This is a genomic window from Leucobacter sp. gxy201 (assembly GCF_051043335.1).
Taxonomy (GTDB): Bacteria; Actinomycetota; Actinomycetes; order Actinomycetales; family Microbacteriaceae; genus Leucobacter.
Genome location: NZ_JAMXWS010000006.1, coordinates 174,047 through 196,976, shown reverse-complemented (window position 1 = coordinate 196,976; position 22,930 = coordinate 174,047). Strand labels below are relative to the sequence as shown.

The window sequence follows — 22,930 nt, the reverse complement described above, 5'->3', positions numbered from 1 at the left end:
TAACTCGCCCGATTCAGGCGAATCCGCCCGAAACGCCACCCTGTGGAGGAAGAAGGTCGACCTCCCGGTCGCGGGGTGCGAAGATCCCTGTATGAACACGCGAACCGGCCACCCCTCCGAAAGCGAGCAGATGCCGACGACCGTTGCGCGGGCGATGGCGATCGCGCGGGCGGCTCACGCCTCGCAGCGCGACAAGCAGCATCGCGACTACTTCGACGCGCATCTCACCCCGATCGCGCACGGCGCAGAAGCGCTCGCGACCGCGCTCGACGCCGCGAACGCACCGCACCTCGTGGCGGCCGCATGGCTCCACGACGTCGTCGAAGACACCCCGTACACGCCCGATGCGCTGACCGCGCAGGGCATCCACCCGAGCGTCGTCTCCGCCGTCGATTCCGTGACGCGCCGCAACGGCGAACCGTACCCCGATCTCATCACGAGATCGTGCGCGCACCCGCTCGGGCGCCTGGTGAAGCTCGTGGACAACTCGTGGAATCTCGTCTCGAACCCCGACCTGGCCGTGATCGATCCCGAGCGCGCCCGAGCGCTCCGCGAAGAGCGGTACCTCCCCGCGCGCGCCCGTCTGCTCGCCGCCGCCGACCTGACCGAGCGCTCGCCCGCCATTCTCCGCGTACGGGATGCCCTGGTCGGCGAACGCGAGCGCCTCGCACGGTGACCCCGCACGCGAGAAGCTCAGAGCACGCCTCCCGGGCATCCTGCCAGAATGGAACCATGGACCGCGCATTCTTCATACCCCACGCGCTCGAGGTCGCCCCGCGCCTGCTCGGTTCGGTGCTGCGACTCGACTCCGCGGAGGGGACGGTCGCGATCCGCATCACCGAGGTCGAGGCCTACCACGGCGTCGGAACCCCGGGGCCGTACGACGCGGGCTCCCATTCGAAGGATCGGCGCACCGAACGCAACGCCTCCATGTTCGGCCCGCCCGGACATGCCTATGTCTACTTCAGCTACGGCATGCACTACGCGGTGAACCTCGTCTGCTCCCCCGAGGGCACGGCATCCGGGGTGCTGCTGCGTGCCGGCGAGGTCGTCGAAGGAGCGCCGCTGGCGTTCGAACGCCGCTCGGTGAAGCGCCGCGCGACACCGGTGACGCTCCGCTTGCTCGCACGCGGCCCCGGTAATCTCGCCTCCGCACTCGGCATCACGCGCACCGAGCACGACGGCCTCGACCTGTTCGCTCCCCCGTTCACGCTCATCGCACGCGACGGCGAGCCTCCCGCGGTGATGTCCGGCCCGCGCGTCGGCGTCGCGGGTGCCGCCGGCGGCCCCGAGTTCCCGTGGCGCTTCTGGCTGCCGAACGAGTCGTCCGTCTCGGCGTTCAGGCCGGGAAGAGGCGCGGTGATCAGCCCTTCATCGCGACCCCGCGACGCCAGTACCCCATGAATGCGACCTGCGCGCGCGGAATCCCGAGATCCTTCACGAGGTGCCGCCGCAGTTTCGTGACGACCGCGCTCTCGCCGGCGATCCAGAAGGCGTCGTCCGAATGCGCTGCGCCAGGCGCATCCGGCTCATCGACCGTTTCCCCGGCCCCGGAGTAGCTCGGAGTCTCCCAGAGCAGATCCTCGCTGCTCGCACTCGCGGGCCGCGTGGCGTCGGCAGCACCCGGTGAGCGCACCCGATCGGGTGCGACCCCGAGGTGTTCGAGCACCTCCGGCAGCAGACGAGAGCCGTGCGCTTCGCCCGCGCGTGCGAGCCAATGCACCGCGATGCCGACCGGGGCGTCGATCGCGAGGGCGTCGGCGCGCTCCGGCACCTCGATGAACGCCGCGCCGACCGCGTCGCGGGGCAGGTCTTCGAGTATGCTCGCGATCGCCGGGGCCGCGGTCTCATCGCCGGCGAGCAGCAGCCGCCCCGTGCGCTCGGTGTCGAATTCGATGCCGCCGCCGTCGAACCGGCCTCTGCGCGGCGCGACGAGCAGCAGTTCGTGGCCGGCTTCGGCGGCATTCGCCCATGATGAAGCAGGCCCGGTCTCGCCTTCGACCAGATGCAGCACGAAATCGACGACGAGGCGGGTCGTGCCGTCGGGCTCCACCCGCACTTCGCGGATCGAGTAGGTCCGCATCGTGCCGCGCTCGGCCTCGGGCACCGCAAGCCAGGCCGCGTACCAATCGGTCGTGTCGGGCGGCAGTACGGGCGCTCTGCCCGCGGCCGCCGGGAACACGAGTTTGATGCGCTGGTCGAATGTTCGGCCCGGATTCCCGATGCCGCGCAGGGTGTCGCCTGCGAGCACGATTCGCACGAAACTCGGTGACACGCGTTCGACCGCGTCCACGTGCACGACCGCGGCGACGAACGGCGGGGTCTTCTCGAGCATGGTCGCTCCTTCCTCTGCAGGGATCACTCGGCCGACGACCACTCGGCCGACGACATTTCGGGGCGGTACTCTCCGATCGGGATGACCAGCGGAGACGCCGAGACCGGGTCGGGGATGACTCGCGCTTCGAGGCCGAACACCTCGCGCACGAGCGCTTCGTCGAGCACGCTGCGCGGGTCTCCCGCCGCGCGTACAGAGCCGTCGCGCAGCGCGATCAGTTCGTCCGAGTAGCGCGCCGCGAGGTTGAGGTCGTGGAGCACCATGACGACCGTCGTGCCGCGATCGCGGTTGAGCGTGCGCACCAGATCCAAGATCTCGATCTGGTGCGCCACATCGAGATAGGTCGTCGGTTCATCGAGCAGCAGTATCCCGGTCTGCTGCGCGAGGGCCATCGCGATCCAGACCCGCTGACGTTGTCCGCCCGACAGCTCGTCGACCGGACGGTCGACGAGGTCGCCGAGCCGCGTCGCCTCGAGCGCCGAGGCGACCGCGGCGTAGTCTGCGGCGGACCATCGGGAGAGCGCCCCCTGGTGAGGGTGCCGCCCACGGCCGACGAGGTCGGCGACGGTGATGCCCTCGGGCGCGATCGGGTGCTGCGGGAGCAGCCCGAGGCGCCGCGCCAGCGCCTTCGTCGGCAGCGCGTCGACGGCTCTTCCGTCGAGCAGTACGGAGCCGCGCGACGGTTTCAACAGGCGCGCGCACGAGCGCAGCAGCGTCGACTTGCCGCTGCCGTTCGCGCCGACGATCGATGTCACGCGTCCGGCCGCGAAGGCGATGTCGAGATCGGCGAGGATCGTGCGTTCGCCGTACCCGACGCTGAGCGCCTCGGTGCGGAGCCCGGTTCGGGCTCCGGTTCGGTCGACGGCGTCTGAGGTCTTCGAGGGCGTCATGCGCGGGCCTTGCGATTCATTCGTATCAGGAGGAGGACGAGGTACGGGGCACCGACCGCGCCCGTGATGATGCCGACCGGATAGCGTTCGGCGAGGAGATGCTGCCCGATCAGATCGGCCGCGATCACGAGCAGCGCGCCGACGAGACCGGCCGCGAGCAGCGGCGACCGCGCGCTGCCGATCAGGCGCAGCGCGATCGGCCCGGCCATGAACGACACGAACATGATCGGCCCGCACGCCGACGTCGCGAAGGCGAGAAGCGCCACTGCGGTGACGAGCAGGAGCGCGCGGGTGCGCGCGACCGGAATGCCGAGTGCGGTCGCGGCGCTCGGCCCGAGACGGAGCACCTCGAGTCGCGCGGACCGCAGCAGCAGGATCGGCACGAGCACGGCGACGGCACCGGCGAGCGGCAGGACGCGCTCCCAGGCCGCGCCGTTGATGCTTCCGCTCAGCCACTGCATCGCCCGTTGCATATCCCACTCGGCCGAACGCGCGATGAGGTACGAGGTCGTGCTCTGCAGCATCGCGGCGAGGCCGACGCCGATCAGTATGAACCGCGTACCCGCGAAGCCGCCGACGCCGGATACGGTTGCCGCCTCGCGCCCGCCGAATCCGGAGACCGAGAAGATGACGGCTGCCGTGACGAGAGCACCGATGAGCGCGACGATCGCGGTGGCCGTGTCGTTCCATCCGAGTACGAGGATCGCGAGTACGGCGGCGGTGCCGGCGCCGGCGCTGATGCCGAGGATGTCGGGCGACGCCAGCGGGTTGCCGAGCATGCCCTGGAACGCTGCACCCGCCATGCCGAGCGCGAAACCGCCGAGCACCGCGAGCACTGCTCGGGGAAGCCGGAGCTCGAGCACGGTGAACGAAGCTCCGGGAACGGGCTCGCCGCTCAGCACCTCGACGAGCTCGGCCGGGCCGGTGAAGGTGCGCCCGAGCATCAGATCCGCTGCGAAGCAGAGCACGAGACCCGCGACGACGAACGCGATGCGGAGAGCGTGACGGCGTCCATCGCGGCGCCGCACCGCGGCGAGATCCGCCGGAGCGACCGCGATGCTCATAGCGCGCTCACCCGCCCGCGTCGCACGATCCAGATCAGGAACGGGGCGCCGATGAAGGCGGTGATGATGCCGACCTCGATCTCCTCGGGACGGGCGATGACGCGCCCCAGCACATCGGCGCCGACGAGCAGGCACGCGCCCGCCGCCGCCGAGAACGCGAGCAGCCAGCGATGATCCGGCCCCGACAGCGTGCGGCACACGTGGGGCACCACCAGCCCGACGAAGGCGATGGGCCCGGCGACGGCGGTCGCGGCGCCGCAGAGCACCACGGCCCCGAGCGCCGCGACGAGGCGGGTGCGCCCGACCCGTTCGCCGAGCCCGCTGGCGAGGTCGTCTCCGAGGGCGAGCGAGTTCATGCCGCGCGCGAGCGCCGCGCAGACGATGGCGCCGGTGCAGATGAGCGGCAGCGCGAGCGCGACGCTCGACCAGCTCGCACCGCCGATGCTCCCGACGCGCCAGAACTGGAACGTGCGCAGCAGATCGACGCGCGGCAGCATGATCGCGGTCGTCAACGACATGAATGCCGCGGCGCATGCCGCCCCGGCGAGTGCGAGCTTCAACGGATCGGCGGCGCCGCCGATCGCGCCGATGGCGTAGACGAGTGCTGCGGCAGCGGCCGCTCCGGTGATCGCGATGAGCATGAGCGAGAACGGCCGATGCGCGCCGAAGAACGTGATCGCGGCGATGACCGCCAGAGTGGCGCCGCCCGAGATGCCGAGGATGCCGGGTTCGGCGAGCGGATTGCGCGTCACTGCCTGCATCGCGACACCGGAGATGGCGAGCGCCGCGCCGACGATCGCTGCGAGCACGGTGCGCGGGATGCGCTTCGCGACCGCGGCCTCGCCGAAGGAGCCCGCGTCGCCCCGCAGGCCGCCGAAGATCTCGCCGAGGTCGACGCCGCGCGCTCCGAAGGCGACGGATGCGATGCACAGCGCGAGAAGCAGCACGAGCAGCAGGGCGAACCAGGCGCTTCGGTGCAGCGCGCTCCGCTGCAGGGCATACGACACGGACGGCGCGCTCCCACGGGAGGAACGCGCCGTACCGGCGTCGGCGAGCGTCACGCGCCGCTCTCGGCGGCGGCCTGCGCGAGCACCGCGAAGTACTCCCCGATGCCCCATCCGATCGAGAGCGGTGACGGGTTGGCGGAAGCGGCGAGCGGGGTGTCGTCTTCGAGGATCGCAATGCGCCCCTGCGCTACGGCAGGAATCTGCGAGATCAGCGGGTCGGCCCGGAGCTGCTCGACCAGATCGCCGTCGGCATCTCCGTAGGTGACGAACACATCGACGTCCGAGAAGCGGTCGGCGAGATCGGAGCTGTATTCGATGTAGAACTCGTCGGTGCCGGCCGTCTCCCGTTCGACGGCGTCCGGCTGCGGCAGACCGAGATCCGCGAGGAATCCGGGGCGCGTGTCGTGCACCGTGTAGAAGCCGATCTTCGAGAGATCCGACGGGTTCATGAATGCGAAGAGCGCCTTCGTGCCCGAGAGCTCGGGATGCTCGGCGAGCGCCTGCTCGGTCGTCGAGCGCAGCTCCGCCGTCAGCGCGGCGCCCTCGTCGGCGAGCCCGAGAGCCTCGGAGTTCAGCGCGATCATGGCTTCGAGGCTGGTGCCCCACGGAGTCTCGGGATACGCGACGACCGGGGCGATCTTCGACAGGGTCTCGTACTCCTCCGACGACAGGCCGGAGTAGGCGGCGAGGATCACATCCGGTTCGGTCTCGGCCACGGCCTCGAAGTCGATGCCATCCGTTTCGTCGAAGAGCACCGGCGTCTCGGCGCCGAGCTCGTCGAGCTTCTGTTCGACCCAGGGCAGCACGCCGTCGCCGTCGTCATCGCCCCAGGTCGCCTCGCTCATGCCCACGGGCACGATGCCGAGTGCGAGCGGCACTTCGTGATTCGACCAGGCGACCGTCGCGACGCGTTCGGGCTTCTGCGAGATCGTGGTCGAGCCGAGGGCGTGCTCGATCGTGATGGGGAACCCGGCCCCGCCGTCGCCGCCCGCCGGCTCGGCCGCCCCGGTCGATGAGCATGCGGAGGCGGCGAGCAGCGCGGCGGCGGCGATAACGGCGCCGCAGAGTCGTGAGAAACGCAATTCGTGATCCTTTCGAGAGCAGCCGCGGTGCGGCACGCGCTCATGCGACACTTCATCACATGAGACTTAGGCACACCTAAGTTATCATCAGATGAATGGTCGAATGCAAGTGCCGCGCTTCGAGGCACCACGAAATCACCAATGGTCGCGACCCCGAACAGCGGGTTGCGAAGCGTGCGGCAGCCCTCGTCAGGCCGCTTCCGGAGCCGAACGATCATCGAGGACGGTCTGGCCGGATTGCGGGTGGAACTTCGCGAGGCCGAGCACGCCGATCACCGCGATCGCGCCCGAGACGATGAATACCGCATATGCCCACGTCGGCGCGTATGCCGCCTCGTGCAGCACGATGATGCCGATCAGCACCGCCACGATGGGATCGATGACGGTCAGCCCCGCCACGACGAGGTCGGGAGGGCCCGAAGAGTAGGCGTTCTGCACGAACACCATGCCGAGCAGCGCCCCGACGACGAGTGCGAGCACGCACAGCCAGGTCAGCCACTCGATGTCGTGCTGCTGGAAACGGCCGATCACGGATTTCGCGAACGTCGCGACGAAGCCGTAGAGCACGCCCGCGCCGACGATGTAGATGAGCGCGATACCGCGATGCCGGAACAGGACGAACAGGAGGAGCGCGGCGAGGAGCACGATGGCGAACACGATCAAGATGGTGATGAGCTTCGCATCGGTCACCGGGCGATCCGAAGCCGTGAACGCGGCGACGCTGACGAAGACGACGATGCCGACCACCGCGAGCGAGATCGAGGCGCGTACGCGTTTGCCGAGGCGCACCCCGCTGATGCGGGAGTTCAGCACCGAGGTGATGACGAGCCCGACGACGCCGATCGGCTGCACGATGATGAGCGGCGACAGGGAGAGCGAACCGACCTGGAAGACGACGGCGAGACCGAGCAGCAGCGTGCCGATCACCCACGACGGGCGCCGCAGCATGCTCTTCAGGTGCCGCAGGGACAGCCCCGATCCGGCGCTGCTCCCGAGGAGGCGCTCGACCTTGTTGAGGCCGCGGGATTGGTACTGCGCCCCGAACGCGAGCAGCGCCGCACCGAGCAGCGCGAGCGGGATGCCGAGGAACTGCTGCGGATTCAGCAGCTGCACGGACTCTGGCACGGCGATCAGCCGCCCTCGGGCCGTTCACCTCGCATGAGCGCGACGAGACGCGCCGCAGCGCGGGGAACCTCGTCGTTGACGATGATCTCGTCGAACTCCGACGCGGATGCGAGTTCGACCTTGGCGGTCTCGAGGCGGCGTGCGCGCTCCTCCGCCCCCTCGGTGCCGCGGCCGACGAGTCTCGACACGAGTTCGTCCCAGCTCGGCGGGGCGAGGAAGACGAGCCGCGCCTCGGGCATGCTCGCGCGGACCTGGCGCGCGCCCTGCAGGTCGATCTCGAGCAGCATCGGCTCGCCGCGCTCGGCGGCCTCGACGACCGGCCCGCGCGGAGTGCCATAGCGGAACTTGTTGTGCACGGTCGCCCACTCGAGCAGGTCGCCGCTCGCGAGCATGCGATCGAACCCCTCGTCGTCGACGAAGAAGTAGTGCTCGCCCTCGTGCTCGCCCGGGCGGGGGGCCCGGGTCGTCGCGGAGACCGAGAGGCGGACCTCGGGGTAGTGCTCGCGGATGTACGCCGCGACCGTGCCCTTGCCCACCGCGGTCGGGCCCGCGAGCACGGTCAGCGGCGGCCGCTCCCCCGACTCCGGGGCGCCGATGCGATCGCGCACGAAGGCTTCGAGCCGCTGTCGCTGGAGCTTGCCGAGCCCGCCGAGCCGCTTGCGATCGGATATCTCGAGCTTCTGCCTGATGCGTTCGGCCTTCACGCTGCCGATGGCCGGGAACGAGAGCAGGTAGTCGGTGATGCGGAGGGTGGCCGCGATATCACCGGGCACCAGCGACTGTTCGAGCACGCGCAGGGGCGAGACTTCACCGCCGCGCAGTCGCCGTTTGAGTTCGGCGCGCGCCCTGCGCGCCTCGACCGCCGCACGGTTCGCGGCGACCCGGTCGACGTCGGGCATGCCCTGCGCGGCCCCCTGCTTGCTGCTCATACGTATTGGCCTCCCAGCCGCCTGACCTAGTTCTCGAGCGCGATCGCCTCGGCGATCGCTGCTGCGCGGGAACGAATCCTGCCGGAGAGCCCCTCGGGCCCCCCGACGAGTATGCTGCGCGACTCGTTCGCGAGTACTGCGTCTCCGATCGTACCGAAGATACTCGCGGCATCCTCGATGCGCGCGCCCTGATGGCCGAATCCCGGTGCGAGCACCGGCAGCGCCGGGCCCGTACGGGGACGGGCGGTGTCGATCCCGAACTCCGGGAGCCGCAGCGTCGCCCCGAGCACGACTCCGATCGAGCCGACGGCCGCATCGGGATGCGCATCGGCGTTCCAGGCGTCGGCATCGTCCACGATCGCCGCTGCGACGGTACTGCCATCGGCGCGCAGTGCGAGCTGGGTCCCACGTGCCTCCGGGTTCGACGTCGCCGCCAGCACGAAGAGGCCCTTGCCGTGCTCGCGCACGTACGGGAAGGCGCCGGCGAGCGTTCGGAACCCCATATAGGGCGCCGCGGTCAATGCGTCGGCCTCGAGCGGCGAGCCGGGAGAGAGCCACGCCTCCGCATACGCCGCGAACGTCGAGCCGATGTCGCCGCGCTTCGCATCGGCGACGACCATCAGCCCGGCATCCCGCGCATCCGCGAGCACGCGCTCGAGCGCCGCGAAGCCCTGCGAAGCGAATCGCTCGAAGAACGACACCTGCGGCTTCACGCATGCGGCGACCCCGGCTGCGGCCGCGACGACCTCGCGCCCCATGCGCTCGGCCCCTGCCGCGTCGGCCGAGAGGCCCCAGCTGTCGAGCAGCGGCGCATGGGGATCGATGCCGGCGCAGAGGTGCCGGCCCGCCGCGAATTCCGCGGCGAGCCGGTCGCCGAAGGAGGCCCGGCTCATGCCGAGGCCGCCTCCGCGCTCGCCGCATCGCGGTCGAGCTGGTACTCCTGCAGCGACTTCACGTCGAAGCCGACCTTCTGCGCCGAGATCGCGCCGACCGCCGCCGAGAGCTCGGAGACCGTCGTGAAGATGGGCTTGTCGGCCGCGACCGATGCGGCGCGGATCTCGTACCCGTCGGCGCGGGCCGAAGAGCCCGACGGCGTGTTCACGACCATGTCGACCTCGCCGCGGTTGATCAGGTCGACGATGGTGTCGCCCTCCGCCTGCGCCGAGTGCTTGCGCACCGTCTCGGAGTCGATGCCGTTGCGCGCCAGCACGACCTGGGTGCCCTGAGTGGCGAGGATGCGGTATCCGAGCTCCTGCAGGCGCAGCGCCGGCAGCACGATCGAGCGCTTATCGCGGTCGGCGACCGAGAGGAACACCGTGCCCGAGGTCGGCAGCTCGCTACCGGCCGCCGACTGGCTCTTCGCGAATGCGGTCGGGAAGTCGCGATCCATGCCCATGACCTCGCCGGTCGAACGCATTTCTGGCCCGAGCAGGGAATCGACCACGCGGCCGTCGTGCGTGTGGAAGCGCTTGAACGGCAGCACGGCCTCCTTCACGGCGATCGGGGCGTCGATGGCGACGCGCGAACCGTCGCGCTCGGGCAGGATGCCCGCATCGATGAGCTGCTGGATGCTCTCGCCGGCCATGATGCGGGATGCGGCCTTCGCGAGCGGGATGCCGAGCGCCTTCGACACGAATGGCACGGTGCGGCTCGCACGCGGGTTCGCCTCGAGCACGTAGAGCACGCCCTGCGCGATCGCGAACTGCACGTTGAGCAGGCCCCGCACGCCGATGCCCTCGGCGATGCCGTGAGTGGCCTCGCGCACACGGCCGATCTCGGCGTGGCCGAGCGTGACGGGCGGCAGCGTGCAGCTCGAGTCGCCCGAGTGCACGCCCGCCTCTTCGATGTGCTCCATCACGCCGCCGACGTAGAGCTGCTCGCCGTCGTAGAGCGCGTCGACGTCGATCTCGATCGCGTCGTCGAGGAAGCGGTCGATGAGCAGCGGGTGGCCGGGGCCGACCAGAGCATGACCGGCGATGCGCTCGAAGTAGCCGTGCAGCGACTCGGTGTCGTAGACGATCTCCATACCGCGGCCGCCGAGCACGAACGACGGGCGCACGAGCACCGGGTAGCCGATCTCCTCGGCGACGCGGATGGCGCCCTCCTCGTCGATCGCGGTGCCGCTGCGCGGAGCGAGGATGCCCGCGCGGTCGAGGATCTCGGCGAAGGCGCCGCGCTCCTCGGCGAGATCGATCGCCTCGGGGGTCGTGCCCAGGATCGGGATGCCCGCATCCTTCAACGGCTGCGCGAGGCCGAGGGCCGTCTGGCCGCCGAGCTGCACGACGACGCCGACGACCTCGCCCGATGCCTGTTCCGCGTGGATGACCTCGAGCACGTCCTCGAGCGTGAGCGGCTCGAAGTAGAGGCGATCGCTCGTGTCGTAGTCGGTCGACACGGTCTCGGGGTTGCAATTGATCATCACGGTCTCGTAGCCCGCCTCGCTCAGCGCGAAGGAGGCGTGCACGCACGAGTAGTCGAACTCGACGCCCTGACCGATGCGGTTCGGGCCCGAACCGAGGATGACGATCTTCTTGCGGTCCGAGGGTTCGACCTCGGTCTCCTGGTCGTACGAGGAGTAGTGGTAGGGCGTGAGCGCCGGGAACTCGCCTGCGCAGGTATCGACGGTCTTGAAGACCGGGCGCAGTCCGAGACCGTGGCGGAGCCCGCGGATCTCGGACTCGCTGACGCCGCGCAGCTGCGCGATCTGCGCGTCCGAGAAGCCGTGGTCCTTCGCCTCGTACAGCGCGTCGTAGCTGAGCTGCGACGCCGCTACGATGCGCTCGGCGACCTCGTTGATGAGCACGATCTGGTCGACGAACCAGGGATCGATGGCGGTCGCTTCGAAGATCTGCTCGATGGTCGCGCCGAGGCGCAGGGCCTGCTGGATGTCGACGATGCGGCCGTCGGTCGGGCGGCGCATCGACTCGAGCAGCTCCTCGACCGTGCGGGTCTCGGCGCCCCAGTGGAACGAGGTGCCGCGCTTCTCGAGCGAGCGCAACGACTTCTGCAGCGCGGTGGTGAAGTTGCGGCCGATCGCCATCGCCTCGCCGACCGACTTCATGGTCGTGGTGAGCGTGTCGTCGGCGGCCGGGAACTTCTCGAACGCGAAGCGGGGCGTCTTCACGACGACGTAGTCGATCGCGGGCTCGAAGCTCGCCGGCGTCTTCTGCGTGATGTCGTTCGGGATCTCGTCGAGACGGTAGCCCAGGGCGAGCTTCGCGGCGATCTTCGCGATCGGGAAGCCGGTGGCCTTCGAGGCGAGCGCCGACGAGCGCGAGACGCGGGGGTTCATCTCGATCACGATGACGCGGCCGGTCTTCGGGTCGATCGCGAACTGGATGTTGCAGCCGCCGGTATCGACGCCGACCGAGCGGATGATGTCGATCGAGATGTCGCGCAGCTTCTGGTACTCGCGGTCGGTGAGCGTGAGCGCCGGCGCGACGGTGATCGAGTCGCCGGTGTGCACGCCGACGGCGTCGACGTTCTCGATCGAGCAGACGACGACCGAGTTGTCGGCCTGGTCGCGCATGAGCTCGAGCTCGTATTCCTTCCATCCGAGGATCGATTCCTCGAGCAGCACTTCGGTCGTGGTGCTGTAGTGGAGGCCGTCGCGCACGATGCGGACGAGCTCCTCTTCCGTGTAGGCGAAGCCCGAGCCGAGGCCGCCCATGGTGAACGACGGGCGCACGACGAGCGGGTAGCCGAGATCCTTGGCGTATTCGATCGCGTCCTCGACCGTGTTGGCGATGTACGACTTCGCGACGTCGGCGCCGCTCTCGATCACGAGGTCCTTGAAGATCTGACGATCCTCACCGCGCTGGATGGCCTCGGGACGGGCGCCGATGAGCTCGACGTCGTACTTCTCGAGGATGCCCTGCTCGTGCAGCGCCATGGCCGCGTTGAGCGCGGTCTGGCCGCCGAGCGTCGGCAGGATCGCGTCGGGCTTCTCCTTCGCGATGATGGTCTCGATCACCTCGGGGGTGATCGGCTCGACGTAGGTGGCGTCGGCGAAGTCGGGGTCGGTCATGATCGTCGCGGGATTCGAGTTCACGAGGATGACGCGCACGCCCTCCTCGCGGAGCACGCGGCAGGCCTGCGTGCCCGAGTAGTCGAATTCGCACGCCTGGCCGATGACGATCGGCCCGGAGCCGATGACCAGGACGGAGTTGATGTCTGAACGCTTGGGCATAGTGGGTTAGGCCTCCGAGCCGGTGGTGGCGGTAGCGCGGGCCTTGACCAGCTCGCGGAAACGATCGAACAGGTAGAAGGCGTCGTGCGGGCCCGCCGCCGCCTCGGGGTGGAACTGCACCGAGAAGGCCGGGATGTCGAGGCACTCGAGCCCCTCCACGACCTCGTCGTTCAGGCTGTAGTGGCTGACTTGCACGCGCCCGAAGCCCTCGGGCGAATCGGTCTCGCCGTCGATCGGCAGCGAGACGGCGAAGCCGTGGTTCTGCGCGGTGATCTCGACGCGGCCCGAGCGCTTGTCGAGCACCGGCTGGTTGATGCCGCGGTGGCCGAAGGGCAGCTTGTAGGTGTCGAAGCCGAGGGCCCGACCGAGCAGCTGGTTGCCGAAGCAGATGCCGAAGTAGGGCATCCCGTCGCGCAGCAGCTGGCGCAGCAGGGCGACCTGCGCGTCGCTCGCCGCGGGGTCGCCGGGGCCGTTCGAGTAGAAGAGCGCGTCGGGGGCGAGCGCCCGCAGTTCATCGAGCGTCGTCGAGGCGGGCAGCACCGTGACGTCGAAGCCGTGCTCCGAGAGGTACTGCACGGTCGCGCGCTTGATGCCGAGATCGAGCACCGCGATCGACCCGATGCGCTCCGTGTTCTCGGCTGCGGCGACTGCGTAGGCCTCGGGGGTCGTGACCGCGTCCGAGAGGTTCTTGCCCGCCATGCCGGCCTGCTCGATGACGAGGCGCAGCTGCTCCTCCTCCGGCAGGTCGAGGTCGGCGCCCGAGAAGATGCCGGCGCGCATCGCGCCGGCCGAGCGGATGTGGCGGGTGATCGCACGCGTGTCGACGCCCGAGATGCCTACGACGTCGTCGGCCACGAGGTCTTCGTCGAGCGAGCGCTCGGCGCGGAAGTTCGAGACGCGGCGGGCGGGGTCTCGCACGACGAAGCCCGAGACCCAGATCTTGCGCGACTCCTTGTCGGTGTCGTTCACGCCGGTGTTGCCGATGTGCGGCGCCGTCATGAGCACGATCTGCCCCGCGTACGAGGGGTCGGTGAGCGTCTCCTGGTAGCCGGTCATGCCCGTCGAGAACACGACCTCGCCCAGGGTGCGCCCGGTGGCGCCGTAGGCGCGGCCTCGGTAGCGTGCGCCGTCCTCGAAGACCAGAACCGCTGCACCCTCGGGGCGTGCGGAAGCCGGCGGTACCGTCACTTCAGTGGTGTTCGTGGTCACGCATCCTCCTGGGTCGTGTGATGGGGTGTGGTGGGATCATGGGGTTCGGCGAGCTCGGCGACCGCGGTCGCGAATCTCAGCTGCTCGGCCGGGTCGTTGAAGCGGAAGCTCGATTCGACGTCGCGCGCCTCCGCGCCGGGGGTCGATGCGGAGGCCCCGGTACGCCAGCGCAGCAGCGAGAGCCCGTCGCGTTCGACGGCCTTGCCGATGCGTGCGTTCGTGGTGCCGCTGCCGATGATGCGCCCGGCCGCGATGCCGACCGGGCGCTCGCCGGTCACGGAGATGACGACGCCGTCGCGGTGCACTTCGACATCGGCATCGCCCTTGTAGCGCAGGCCCGGCAGCGCGACGCGCTCGAGGGGCGCGTCGGCGAGGGTCGTGGAGACGTAGCCGGCGCCGGAGAAGCTCGCGATGAGCTCGCCTGCCGGGACCGGGGTCTCGTCGAGCAGCGCGGCGTCGCGACGGGCGCGGGCGCGCCAGGCGAACCACATGCCGCCGAGCGCCGGGATGGCGAGCGCGCCGAAGACGAGGGCGAGCGCGTACGTGTTCATCGTGCCGCCGCCGCGTTCGCCGCGACCGCATCGCGCTCGACCAGGCGACCGTCGTCGAGGGTGAGGTACCCGTGGCGCACCGTGTACGCGATGCGTCCCGGCAGTTCCATGCCGAGGAACGGCGAGTTCACGCTGAGGCCCTCGAGGCGAGACAGGTCGAATTCGCTCGCGCCGCTCGGGTCGACGAGCGCGATATCGGCGACCTCGCCGACGGTGAGCGCGGTGGGGTGGTCCGCGAGGCGGCCGATCTCGGCCGGCTTCTGCGAGAGCAGCGTTTCGAGCGCCGCCCAGCTCACGTGCCCCTCGTTCACGAGCGTGAGCATCGCGATGGGCAGGGCCGATTCGAGACCGACCATGCCGAACGCGGCGGCATCCCACTCGCATTCCTTGGCCTCGGTCGGGTGCGGCGCGTGGTCGGTGGCGATGATATCGATGAGGCCTTCGGCGACTGCGGCGCGCAGTGCCCGTACATCCTCCTCGCGCCGCAGCGGCGGGTTGACCTTGTACCGCGCGTCGTAGCTGCGCACGAGCTCCTCGGTCAGGATGAGGTGATGGGGCGTGACCTCGGCGGTGACCGCGATGCCGCGGGCCTTCGCCCAGCGGATCACCTCGATCGACCCCGCGGTCGAGAGGTGGCAGATGTGCAGGCGCGCCCCGATGTGCTCGGCGAGCAGCACGTCGCGCGCGATGATCGACTCCTCGGCGACGGCGGGCCAGCCCTTGAGGCCGAGTTCGCTGGACAGGGATCCCTCGTTCATCTGCGCGCCCTCGGTCAGACGCGGATCCTGCGCATGCTGCGCGATGACGCCGTCGAAGGTCTTGACGTACTCGAGCGCTCGGCGCATGAGCAGCGGGTCGTGCACGCACTTGCCGTCATCGGAAAACACGCGGACACCCGCGCGCGACTGCGCCATGGCGCCGATCTCGCTGAGCCGCTCTCCCGCGAGGTCTTCGGTGACCGCGCCGATCGGGCGCACCGTCGCGTAGCCCGCGGCATCGCCGAGGGCCTGCACCTGCTCGACGACACCAGCCGTATCCTGCACCGGCATCGTGTTCGCCATGGCGAAGACGCTCGTGAACCCGCCGGCGGCGGCGGCGCGGGTGCCGGTGAGCACCGTCTCGGACTGCTCGAAGCCCGGCTCGCGCAGGTGGGTGTGCAGGTCGACGAGTCCGGTCAGCGCGACGAGGCCGTCGGCGTCGATGACGCGCTCGTCGTCGCGCGCCTCGAGGCCGCCCTCAGACTGCGCGACGCGCTCGACGATGCGCCCCTCTGAGATGCGCAGGTCGACCGGGCCGGCGGTCGAGATATCGGCTCCGGGGGCGGTGAGCTCCGCCGCGATGCGCGCTCCGCGGATCAGGATGTCGGGGTTGCTCATGGAGTCCTCCTCGGGTCGGTCGGCGCTGCAGGGTCGGGGCGTTCGCCGGAGAGCAGCAGGTAGAGCGCGGCCATGCGCACGGAAACGCCGTTCGCGACCTGCTCGAGCACGGTCGACCGAGCGGAGTCGGCGGCCTTCGACGAGATCTCGAGGCCGCGGTTCATCGGGCCGGGGTGCATGACGATGGCGCGCTCCTCGAGCCCCGCGAGGCGCAGGTCGTCGAGGCCCCAGTTGCGGGCGTACTCGCGCTCGTTCGGGAAGAACGCGGCGTGCATGCGCTCGGTCTGGATGCGCAGCAGCATGACCACGTCGGGCTTCTCCTCGCGCAGCGCGGCGTCGAGCGAGTGGTGGATCTTCACGGGCCAGGCGCGCGCGCCGTACGGGAGCAGGGTCTCGGGGGCGACGAACGAGACGTTCGCGCCGAGCGCGTTCAGCAGCCAGAGGTTCGAGCGGGCGACGCGCGAGTGGGCGATGTCGCCGACGATGACGACCGAGACGCCGTCGAGATCGCGACCGCGGCTCTGCCCGCCGAAGAGCCGGCGGCGCATCGTGAACGCGTCGAGCAGGGCCTGCGTCGGGTGCTCGTGGGTGCCGTCGCCGGCGTTCAGCACGCCCGCATCGATCCAGCCACTGCGAGCGAGGCGGTCGGGCGCTCCCGATGCCGGGTGGCGGATGACGACGCCATCGGCGCCGATAGCCTGCAGGGTCTGAGCGGTGTCCTTCAGCGACTCGCCCTTCGAGACCGATGATCCCTTCGCGCTGAAGTTGATGACATCGGCCGAGAGCCGCTTGGCGGCCGCCTCGAACGAGATGCGCGTACGCGTCGAATCCTCGAAGAAAAGGTTCACCACGGTCTTGCCGCGCAGTGCGGGCAGCTTCTTCACGTCGCGCTGCTGCGTGGCGGCCATGTCCTCGGCGGTGTCGAGGATGAGGATGGCCTCGTCGCGGGTGAGGGTGCGGGTGTCGAGCAGGTGCCTCATGCGTCGTCGCCCTCGTTCCCCGAGCCGATGGTCACGGAATCATCGCCGTCGAACTCCTCGAGGCGCACCGAGATGCGCTCGTGCTTCGCGCTCGGGAGGTTCTTGCCGATGTAGTCGGCGCGGATGGGCAGCTCGCGATGCCCGCGGTCGATGAGCGACGCGAGGCGCACGGCGCGCGGGCGGCCGTGGTCGTTCAGGGCATCGAGCGCGGCGCGCACGGTGCGACCGGAGTAGAGCACGTCGTCGACGAGCACGACGGTGGCGTCATCGATGCCCGCGACCGGCATATCGGTCGGCTGCGGCGCCCGCGTCGGGTTCGTCGCGAGATCGTCGCGGTACATGGTGACGTCGAGGCTGCCGACCGGCACGTCCACGCCCTCGATGCGGGCGATGTGGGCGGCGATGCGGTGCGCGAGCAGCGTGCCGCGGGTCGGAATGCCGACCAGCACGAGGTCGTCCACGCCCTTGTTGGCCTCGATGATTTCGTGCGAGATTCGAGTCAGCGCCCGCGAGATCTCGGCACCGTCGAGTACCGTTCGCGTTCCCATATTCGAGCCCCCCTTCTCCGCCTCACGGGACGGGAGTTAAAGAAAAGCTGCAGCTCTGCCATCTTAGCGCACGCACGGCGGTATTCCCGCCGAGTGCGGGCTCGAGTTCGTCGACCCGAGTGCCCCGGGCCCCTGCGCTGCCGCGCCGTGGAGCCCCAGGCACCACTCCAGCCCTTCCTATGGTGCACGCGGCTCCACGGTTCCCGGGAACGGCAGAGGGATCGACGTGTTTCACTCGCCCCAGACGGGCGCGAGCAGCTCATCGAGACCGATCCCGAGCGCCTTCGAGAGCTTCAGCCAGGTTTTGAGGTCGCCGAAGTACTTGCCCGAACCGAGGTTCAGGATCGTCTGCCGACTGACCCCGGAGGCCTCGGACAGTTGCTCGATCGTCAGCCCCTCGCGCACGCGCGCTCGCCCGATGATCACCTTGAGTTGAGTCAAATCGGGGCTCGGGGGGATTGGCACCCCTCAAGTCCACAGAGTTTGTCACTCGGTCACAGCACAGGATACTGTGTGAAAAGCACAGGTTCTTGTACTGCGTGCTGAAACATTCTGCCCGTCGTCACCCACCAGTTCGAAGGAATGCACCCATCATGAAGAAGACGATTACTGCGCTGGCGCTGTCCGCGATGATCGCGCTCGGCCTCGCCGCCTGCTCGAACGGCGCGGCTCCAGCCGAGCCCGCCCCCGAGCCGGCGCAGACCGAGGAGACGCCCGCGCCCGCCGAACAGGAGAAGCAGAGCACGGTGCTCTACGAGGTGACCAGCGACGCTGCGACCGCGAGCTCGATCACCTACATGACTCTCGATGACGGCGGAACCGGCCAGGAGATGGCCACCGACGCCGCGGTTCCCTTCTCGAAGGAGATATCCGTGACCCAGGGCGGAACGTTCAACCCGCAGATGTTCACGCTCAGCGCGATGGCGTCACAGGATGCGACGACGATCACCTGCAAGATCACGCACGACGGTGAGGTCATCGCGGAGCAGACCTCGACCGGCCCGCTCAGCATGGTGACCTGCTCGAAGATGTAGGCGGCCGCGGCAATACCGCTTGCGGAGCGCCGCATCCGATGCGACGCCGAGGCCCCCGGGCTCGTCTCAGGACAAGTCCGGGGGCCTTCTCGGCGCACGACGCCGACGCGGCTACGCGCGGGCGTGGTCCGCGATCTTGCCGAGCACGCCGTTGACGAAACGGCTCGAGTCGTCGGTCGAGAACTCCTTCGCGAGTTCCACCGCCTCATCGATCGCAACGGGCGTCGGCACCTCGTCGTTGTAGAGGATCTCCCAGGAGGCGAGGCGCAACAGGGCGCGGTCGACGTTCGGCATGCGCTCGAGCGTCCACCCCACGGCGTAGCTCATGATGAGCTCGTCGATCTCGTCGCGGTGATCGGTGACGCCGTCGACGATCTCGCGGGCGTAGAGCCACGAGGCCATACGGTCGGGCTCGCCCGCGGCGCGCTTCGCCTCGGCGTTGACGATCGTCGAGATCGACTCGTCGCGCACATCGGCCTGGAACAGCATGTCGAGGGCCCGCTTACGGGCCTTGGTGCGTGCAGACAACGGCGATCAGTCGTTCACGCGGCCGAGGTAATCGCCCGTGCGAGTATCGACCTTGACCTTGGTACCCGCCTCGAGGAAGAGCGGAACCTGGATCTCGGCGCCGGTCTCAACGGTCGCCGGCTTGGTGCCGCCCGTCGAACGGTCGCCCTGCAGACCGGGCTCGGTGTAGGTGACCTCGAGCACGACCGATGCCGGCATCTCCAGGTACAGGGGCTCGCCCTCATGCAGACCGATCTGCACGTCCTGGTTCTCGAGCATGAACTTCGCGGCATCGCCGACGACGGTGCCCGAAACGGTGAGCTGGTCGTAGTCGCTCTTATCCATGAAGACGAAGTCAGCGCCGTCCTGGTAGAGGTACTGGAAGTCGCGGCGGTCGACGTTGGCGGTCTCGATCTTCGCGCCCGCATTGTAGGTCTTGTCGATGATCTTGCCCGAAACGACATTCTTCTGCTTGGTGCGCACGAATGCGCCGCCCTTGCCCGGCTTCACGTGCTGGAACTCGACTACGCTCCAGAGCTGACCGTGATCCTTGATGACGGTGCCGTTCTTGATGTCGTTCGAGGTTGCCATACGGGTATTCTCCGGTTCTTCTGGGTTCGGGCGCGAGATATCGGGTGCCGAGTGCGCCGATACAGTCTATACCCCGCCTCCCGTGCATCCTTTGCACGAGGCCGACAAAGCGATCGCCGTGCCGTTGCCCGCTCCCCTAGGCTCACGGTATGCATATGATCTTCCGCACGTTCTGGCACATGCTCTTCGTGGGTCCCCGCGGTTCGAAGATCGGCTTCACCGACGTCACCCGTTCGCGGTTCCGCGTCTGGCCCACCGATCTCGATGTGCTGAACCACATGAACAACGGCAAGTATCTGTCGATCATGGACGTCGCACGGTTCGATCTCATCCAGCGCAACGGCGTCATGGGGCTGTTCAAGCAGGAGGGCTGGTACCCGGTCGTGGTCGGGCAGACCATCTCGTACCGCAAATCGTTGAATCCGTGGAAGCGATTCTGGATCGAATCGAAGATCCTCGGGTTCGACGAGCAGGCCGTCTACATGGAGCAGCGCTTCGTGCGGCCGAACGCGCAGCGCCGCCCCGAGATCTACGCCCGCGCATTCGTGCGCGCGCGCATCCTCCGCCGCGCCGGTGGGGTGGTGCCCGTCGACGAGATCATCGCGAAGAGCGGCGCGAACCCGGACGAGCTCGTCGTGCCCGAAGCGGTGCTGCGGTGGGGGCTCGCGACGAAGCTCCCGTCGCTGCGCGACGAGGCGGTCAGCAGCTGGGGTGCGAACGCCTGATCCCCGTGCGGCAGCCGAGGCTCCTCAGCCGACCGGCGGCCGGGCGCCGAGGTGCGGGCCCTGGCTGCCGACCTCCCGGCAGGTAATGCGTATGGTGCGTTCGCTCGCATCGTAGACGTGGCGCGCGGCGAGCCGACCCTCGGCGAGGCGACCCGCGAGCCAGGTGAAGCTCGACGCGTCCACGAGCGATTCGTCGTCGAGCAGCCGCATGAGCTGCAGCGTCAGCATCTCGGGCAGCGTCGGGTGCGGCCCGTGGGCGAATCCGAGGCCGAGTACCGCGGGCTTCGGCCCGCCGGGGATCGCCCGGAGCGTCCACACCGCGCCCGCGTCGCCGCGCACCGTCGGTGCGCCGGTCGGCGCGGCGTCGAGCAGTTCGAACTCACGCACGGCCTCGCGGGCGAACACGAGAATGGTCTCTTCGTCGGGCACCCGGGCGAAAGCGGCGATCCAGGCGTCCGGCCCGAGCCCGTGCGGCGCGATCACCGGCACGAGCGAAGCGTCCGCGGCGAGCCGTCGTTCGAACTCCGCGATATCGACTCCCGCGTCGAGAAAGGTTTCGGGCTCCGGCAGCGGGATGCCCAGTAGTTCAGCCGCACCGCGGGCGGCCGTGAACGAGCGCTGCAGGCGGGCGGCGACCGCGGGGTCGACGACCTCGTCGAGCCCGGCGCCAGCGCGCACCTCTGCGGCACGTGCATCGAGCCACGAGTCCAGATCGGCGCTCTGCGAAGGCTCGCCGTGCTCCGCGAGCGCAGCGTCGAGGTCGGCGGCGAGCTCGGGGAAGAGCGCGCGCGCCAGCAGCGTACGCTCCGGCATCGATCCCTGCATCATGCCCGCCCCGTTTCCCGTCGTGCCCGTCCGTTCGAGAGCGGCCGCACTTGCGCTCCCTGTTCGATGCTTCTCACGGTAGCTCATCCTCGACGATCGCCTCGAGCGCCCGCGCGAGCTCGCGCGGGTCGAGGATGGTGCGCCCGGTCGGCGCGTAGCGCACCGCGATCTCGTCGCCGCCGACTCCGATGCCGTGCACGCTCACGCCCGCCGCGCGCAGCCGCTGCACTTCTCGTTCTGCAGCGGCGAGGTCGTTCGACCCGCCATCGCTCACGAGGATGGCGATGCGCCGTCGTTCGAGGCCGTCGCGCGAAGCGGGGCCCGAGCCGGCCTGCGCGCCGATGCCGAACTGGTCGGCGGCGAGGCGCAGCGCGGCGCCGTCGTTCGTCGATCCGCGCGGTGAGCGCACGGCGGCCTGCAGGTCGCGTCGCGTCGCGTCGTCGATGCCGTGCGACAGCGGCTTCACCAGATGCGCGTCGCCGTCGAACACGACGAGGCCGGTACGGATGTCGAGATCGAGGTCGACGCCGCCGGCGCGCTCCGCGTGCGCGATGTCGCGGTCCACGCCCGCGAGCGACTCGACGAGCACGAGCATGGCATCGGCCGCGGCCTCGGCGGCGCGGCCCTGCATCGACGCCGAACGGTCGACGAGCAGCAGATAGTCGGTGCTGCCCGCGCGGCGCGTGCGTCGGGAGCGGAGCACCCGCGCCCGGAACGCCCGCGGCTGCGGCACGCCGGCGTGCGCCTCGGCCACTGCGGCGGCGAGAGCGTCGTCGGCGAGGTCCTCCCCCGCCGTGCGCGCATCGCGGCTCGGGGCCCGGCGCTGCGCGATGCGTTCGGCGATGACTCTGGCCCAGAGCGCGCGCATGCGGTCGATCGCCGGCGCGAGCTCGGTCGCGCGCTCGCGGTAGTCGATCGGCGATACCGGGGCGGCCCCTGCCGTGCCGCGGCCGCCGGGGCGATCGTTCGCCGCCTCGCCGGTCGCCTCGGTCGCGCGGTCGAGCATCGCCTCGAGCATGGCGCCATCGGCCGGAAGCGGTGTCGCGAGCACGGTGCCGACGAAGCCGGCCTGCTCCGCCGCGAAGAGGTCGGCCCCCTCGGCGATCTCGCCCCCGTCTCCCGGGCGCGCGCGCTCGTCGGCCCCGGCATCGGGTGCGCCGCCGTCCGTCTCGTCCGCCGGCGGCGTCTCATCGGGCGCATCCCGATCGTCTCCCGCCGCGCTGCTGCCGGTGTCCCCTGCACCCGCTTCATCCCGACCGTCGTCCTCGGCGTCGTCGCCCCCGTCGGGCGCGCCGCCTGCGACCGGGCCCTGCGCCTCTCGCGCGTCGATGGCCAGCAGCCGCGCATACGCGGGCTGCAGGAGCGCATAGGCGCGCTCGAACCTGAGCAACGGGGGTCGACTCCCGTCGGGCGCGAAGACGTGGCGCAGCAGCGCCTCGCTCCCCGATCTGCGGTGCATGCGCCGCCATTCGGCGAGCACCGCGCGGTCGACGGGCAGCTCGGTCGCCGGCTGCTCGGCGGCGAGCAGCAGCACCACCCATTGCAGGTGGCGCGGCAGCACCGAAGGGTCTCGGGGCAGGCCGCGCTCGAGCGCGGCGCCGAGACGCGACCGGAACCCGGGGAACGCCGCGAGCAGCTCGCCGACGGCCTGCATGCGCGCGATCGCCCGGGTCAGCGGAGCCTCGTGCGGGGCCCGGCGTTCGAACGAGTCGCGCCGGCGTGCGCGGTCGGCGGCCACAAGCCGCTCGCGCGGCCCCTCCCATAACTGCAGCGCGACGAGCGCCATGGCCTCGGCCGAGCCGTGTCCGCGGGCCCCGTACCAGAGCAGGCCGACTTCGAGGCCGCGTCTCGTGAGGCGCCATTCGGCGCCATCGGTGACGATGACCGGCAGACCGAGCAGACCGCCGACGGCGCGCAGCCCGGCGCGTACGTCGATGTCGCCGGCTTCCATCGTCTGCATGCC

22 protein-coding genes and 1 pseudogene are annotated in these 22,930 nt (G+C 69.9%); 4 read left to right on the top strand and 19 right to left on the bottom strand.

Annotated elements, in window-relative coordinates; translation table 11 throughout:
- Positions 1 to 91 precede the first annotated feature (91 nt).
- Positions 92 to 676, top strand: a complete 585-nt coding sequence (locus tag NHL51_RS11555; protein ID WP_434143929.1) for a hypothetical protein — start codon at positions 92 to 94, stop codon at positions 674 to 676.
- A 56-nt stretch (positions 677 to 732) separates the two neighbouring features.
- On the top strand, positions 733 to 1,404 hold the full coding sequence (locus NHL51_RS11550; protein WP_434143927.1) for a DNA-3-methyladenine glycosylase: 672 nt from the start codon (positions 733 to 735) through the stop codon (positions 1,402 to 1,404).
- On the opposite strand, the gene NHL51_RS11545 is transcribed toward NHL51_RS11550, so the two are convergent.
- From NHL51_RS11545 to NHL51_RS11475, 15 genes and pseudogenes are all read right to left on the bottom strand, one after another.
- Positions 1,364 to 2,335: a siderophore-interacting protein gene (locus NHL51_RS11545; RefSeq protein WP_434143925.1), complete on the bottom strand. Its 972-nt coding sequence runs from the start codon at positions 2,333 to 2,335 to the stop codon at positions 1,364 to 1,366. The genes NHL51_RS11550 and NHL51_RS11545 overlap by 41 nt on opposite strands.
- A 23-nt stretch (positions 2,336 to 2,358) precedes the next feature.
- Entirely contained in the window at positions 2,359 to 3,225 is an 867-nt protein-coding gene (locus tag NHL51_RS11540) for an ABC transporter ATP-binding protein (protein WP_434143924.1), read from the bottom strand.
- Positions 3,222 to 4,289 (bottom strand): FecCD family ABC transporter permease, encoded by a 1,068-nt coding sequence (locus NHL51_RS11535; protein ID WP_434143922.1) that lies wholly within the window; start codon positions 4,287 to 4,289, stop codon positions 3,222 to 3,224. The genes NHL51_RS11540 and NHL51_RS11535 overlap by 4 nt, the downstream gene beginning before the upstream one ends.
- Positions 4,286 to 5,296 (bottom strand): FecCD family ABC transporter permease, encoded by a 1,011-nt coding sequence (locus tag NHL51_RS11530; RefSeq protein WP_434143921.1) that lies wholly within the window; start codon positions 5,294 to 5,296, stop codon positions 4,286 to 4,288. The genes NHL51_RS11535 and NHL51_RS11530 overlap by 4 nt, the downstream gene beginning before the upstream one ends.
- A gap of 50 nt (positions 5,297 to 5,346) precedes the next feature.
- Entirely contained in the window at positions 5,347 to 6,378 is a 1,032-nt protein-coding gene (locus tag NHL51_RS11525; RefSeq protein WP_434143920.1) for an iron-siderophore ABC transporter substrate-binding protein, read from the bottom strand.
- Positions 6,379 to 6,567: 189 nt separating this feature from the next.
- The gene (locus tag NHL51_RS11520; protein WP_434143919.1) at positions 6,568 to 7,503 is read right to left on the bottom strand and encodes a DMT family transporter; all 936 of its coding nucleotides are present in this window, start codon (positions 7,501 to 7,503) and stop codon (positions 6,568 to 6,570) included.
- A gap of 5 nt (positions 7,504 to 7,508) precedes the next feature.
- The gene (gene gmk, locus NHL51_RS11515; RefSeq protein ID WP_434143918.1) at positions 7,509 to 8,432 is read right to left on the bottom strand and encodes a guanylate kinase; all 924 of its coding nucleotides are present in this window, start codon (positions 8,430 to 8,432) and stop codon (positions 7,509 to 7,511) included.
- Positions 8,433 to 8,458: 26 nt separating this feature from the next.
- Positions 8,459 to 9,325 carry an orotidine-5'-phosphate decarboxylase gene (gene pyrF / locus NHL51_RS11510; RefSeq protein WP_434143916.1) on the bottom strand — a complete coding sequence of 289 codons (867 nt, stop codon included), beginning with the start codon at positions 9,323 to 9,325 and terminating at the stop codon, positions 8,459 to 8,461.
- Positions 9,322 to 12,621, bottom strand: a complete 3,300-nt coding sequence (gene carB / locus NHL51_RS11505; protein WP_434143914.1) for a carbamoyl-phosphate synthase large subunit — start codon at positions 12,619 to 12,621, stop codon at positions 9,322 to 9,324. The genes pyrF and carB overlap by 4 nt, the downstream gene beginning before the upstream one ends.
- Positions 12,622 to 12,627: 6 nt before the next feature.
- Complete coding sequence (carA, locus tag NHL51_RS11500) at positions 12,628 to 13,830, bottom strand: glutamine-hydrolyzing carbamoyl-phosphate synthase small subunit (RefSeq protein ID WP_434143912.1); 1,203 nt, start codon at positions 13,828 to 13,830, stop codon at positions 12,628 to 12,630.
- Positions 13,827 to 14,381, bottom strand: coding sequence for a hypothetical protein (locus tag NHL51_RS11495; protein ID WP_434143911.1), 555 nt, complete (start codon positions 14,379 to 14,381; stop codon positions 13,827 to 13,829). The genes carA and NHL51_RS11495 overlap by 4 nt, the downstream gene beginning before the upstream one ends.
- On the bottom strand, positions 14,378 to 15,757 hold the full coding sequence (locus NHL51_RS11490) for a dihydroorotase (RefSeq protein ID WP_434143909.1): 1,380 nt from the start codon (positions 15,755 to 15,757) through the stop codon (positions 14,378 to 14,380). Before NHL51_RS11490 ends, NHL51_RS11495 begins: the two co-directional genes overlap by 4 nt.
- Entirely contained in the window at positions 15,754 to 16,737 is a 984-nt protein-coding gene (locus NHL51_RS11485) for an aspartate carbamoyltransferase catalytic subunit (protein ID WP_434143907.1), read from the bottom strand. The genes NHL51_RS11490 and NHL51_RS11485 overlap by 4 nt, the downstream gene beginning before the upstream one ends.
- A pseudogene (pyrR, locus tag NHL51_RS11480) lies at positions 16,734 to 17,291 on the bottom strand (bifunctional pyr operon transcriptional regulator/uracil phosphoribosyltransferase PyrR); the annotation flags it as partial. The gene NHL51_RS11485 and the pseudogene pyrR, both read right to left, overlap by 4 nt.
- A gap of 225 nt (positions 17,292 to 17,516) precedes the next feature.
- The gene (locus tag NHL51_RS11475; RefSeq protein ID WP_434143905.1) at positions 17,517 to 17,711 is read right to left on the bottom strand and encodes a helix-turn-helix transcriptional regulator; all 195 of its coding nucleotides are present in this window, start codon (positions 17,709 to 17,711) and stop codon (positions 17,517 to 17,519) included.
- A gap of 167 nt (positions 17,712 to 17,878) precedes the next feature.
- Between NHL51_RS11475 and NHL51_RS11470 the strand changes: the two genes are divergently transcribed.
- Positions 17,879 to 18,319: an MmpS family transport accessory protein gene (locus NHL51_RS11470; protein ID WP_434143904.1), complete on the top strand. Its 441-nt coding sequence runs from the start codon at positions 17,879 to 17,881 to the stop codon at positions 18,317 to 18,319.
- A 111-nt stretch (positions 18,320 to 18,430) separates the two neighbouring features.
- Here the strand turns inward: NHL51_RS11470 and nusB are convergent, their stop codons facing one another.
- Positions 18,431 to 18,847, bottom strand: coding sequence for a transcription antitermination factor NusB (gene nusB, locus NHL51_RS11465; protein ID WP_434143902.1), 417 nt, complete (start codon positions 18,845 to 18,847; stop codon positions 18,431 to 18,433).
- Positions 18,848 to 18,853: 6 nt separating this feature from the next.
- The gene (gene efp, locus NHL51_RS11460) at positions 18,854 to 19,417 is read right to left on the bottom strand and encodes an elongation factor P (protein ID WP_434143900.1); all 564 of its coding nucleotides are present in this window, start codon (positions 19,415 to 19,417) and stop codon (positions 18,854 to 18,856) included.
- A 149-nt stretch (positions 19,418 to 19,566) separates the two neighbouring features.
- Between efp and NHL51_RS11455 the strand changes: the two genes are divergently transcribed.
- Positions 19,567 to 20,142: a thioesterase family protein gene (locus tag NHL51_RS11455; protein ID WP_434143898.1), complete on the top strand. Its 576-nt coding sequence runs from the start codon at positions 19,567 to 19,569 to the stop codon at positions 20,140 to 20,142.
- A gap of 24 nt (positions 20,143 to 20,166) precedes the next feature.
- Here the strand turns inward: NHL51_RS11455 and NHL51_RS11450 are convergent, their stop codons facing one another.
- Positions 20,167 to 20,970 carry a hypothetical protein gene (locus NHL51_RS11450; protein ID WP_434143896.1) on the bottom strand — a complete coding sequence of 268 codons (804 nt, stop codon included), beginning with the start codon at positions 20,968 to 20,970 and terminating at the stop codon, positions 20,167 to 20,169.
- Between the two features lie 70 nt (positions 20,971 to 21,040).
- On the bottom strand, positions 21,041 to 22,927 hold the full coding sequence (locus NHL51_RS11445; protein ID WP_434143894.1) for a VWA domain-containing protein: 1,887 nt from the start codon (positions 22,925 to 22,927) through the stop codon (positions 21,041 to 21,043).
- Positions 22,928 to 22,930 lie beyond the last annotated feature (3 nt).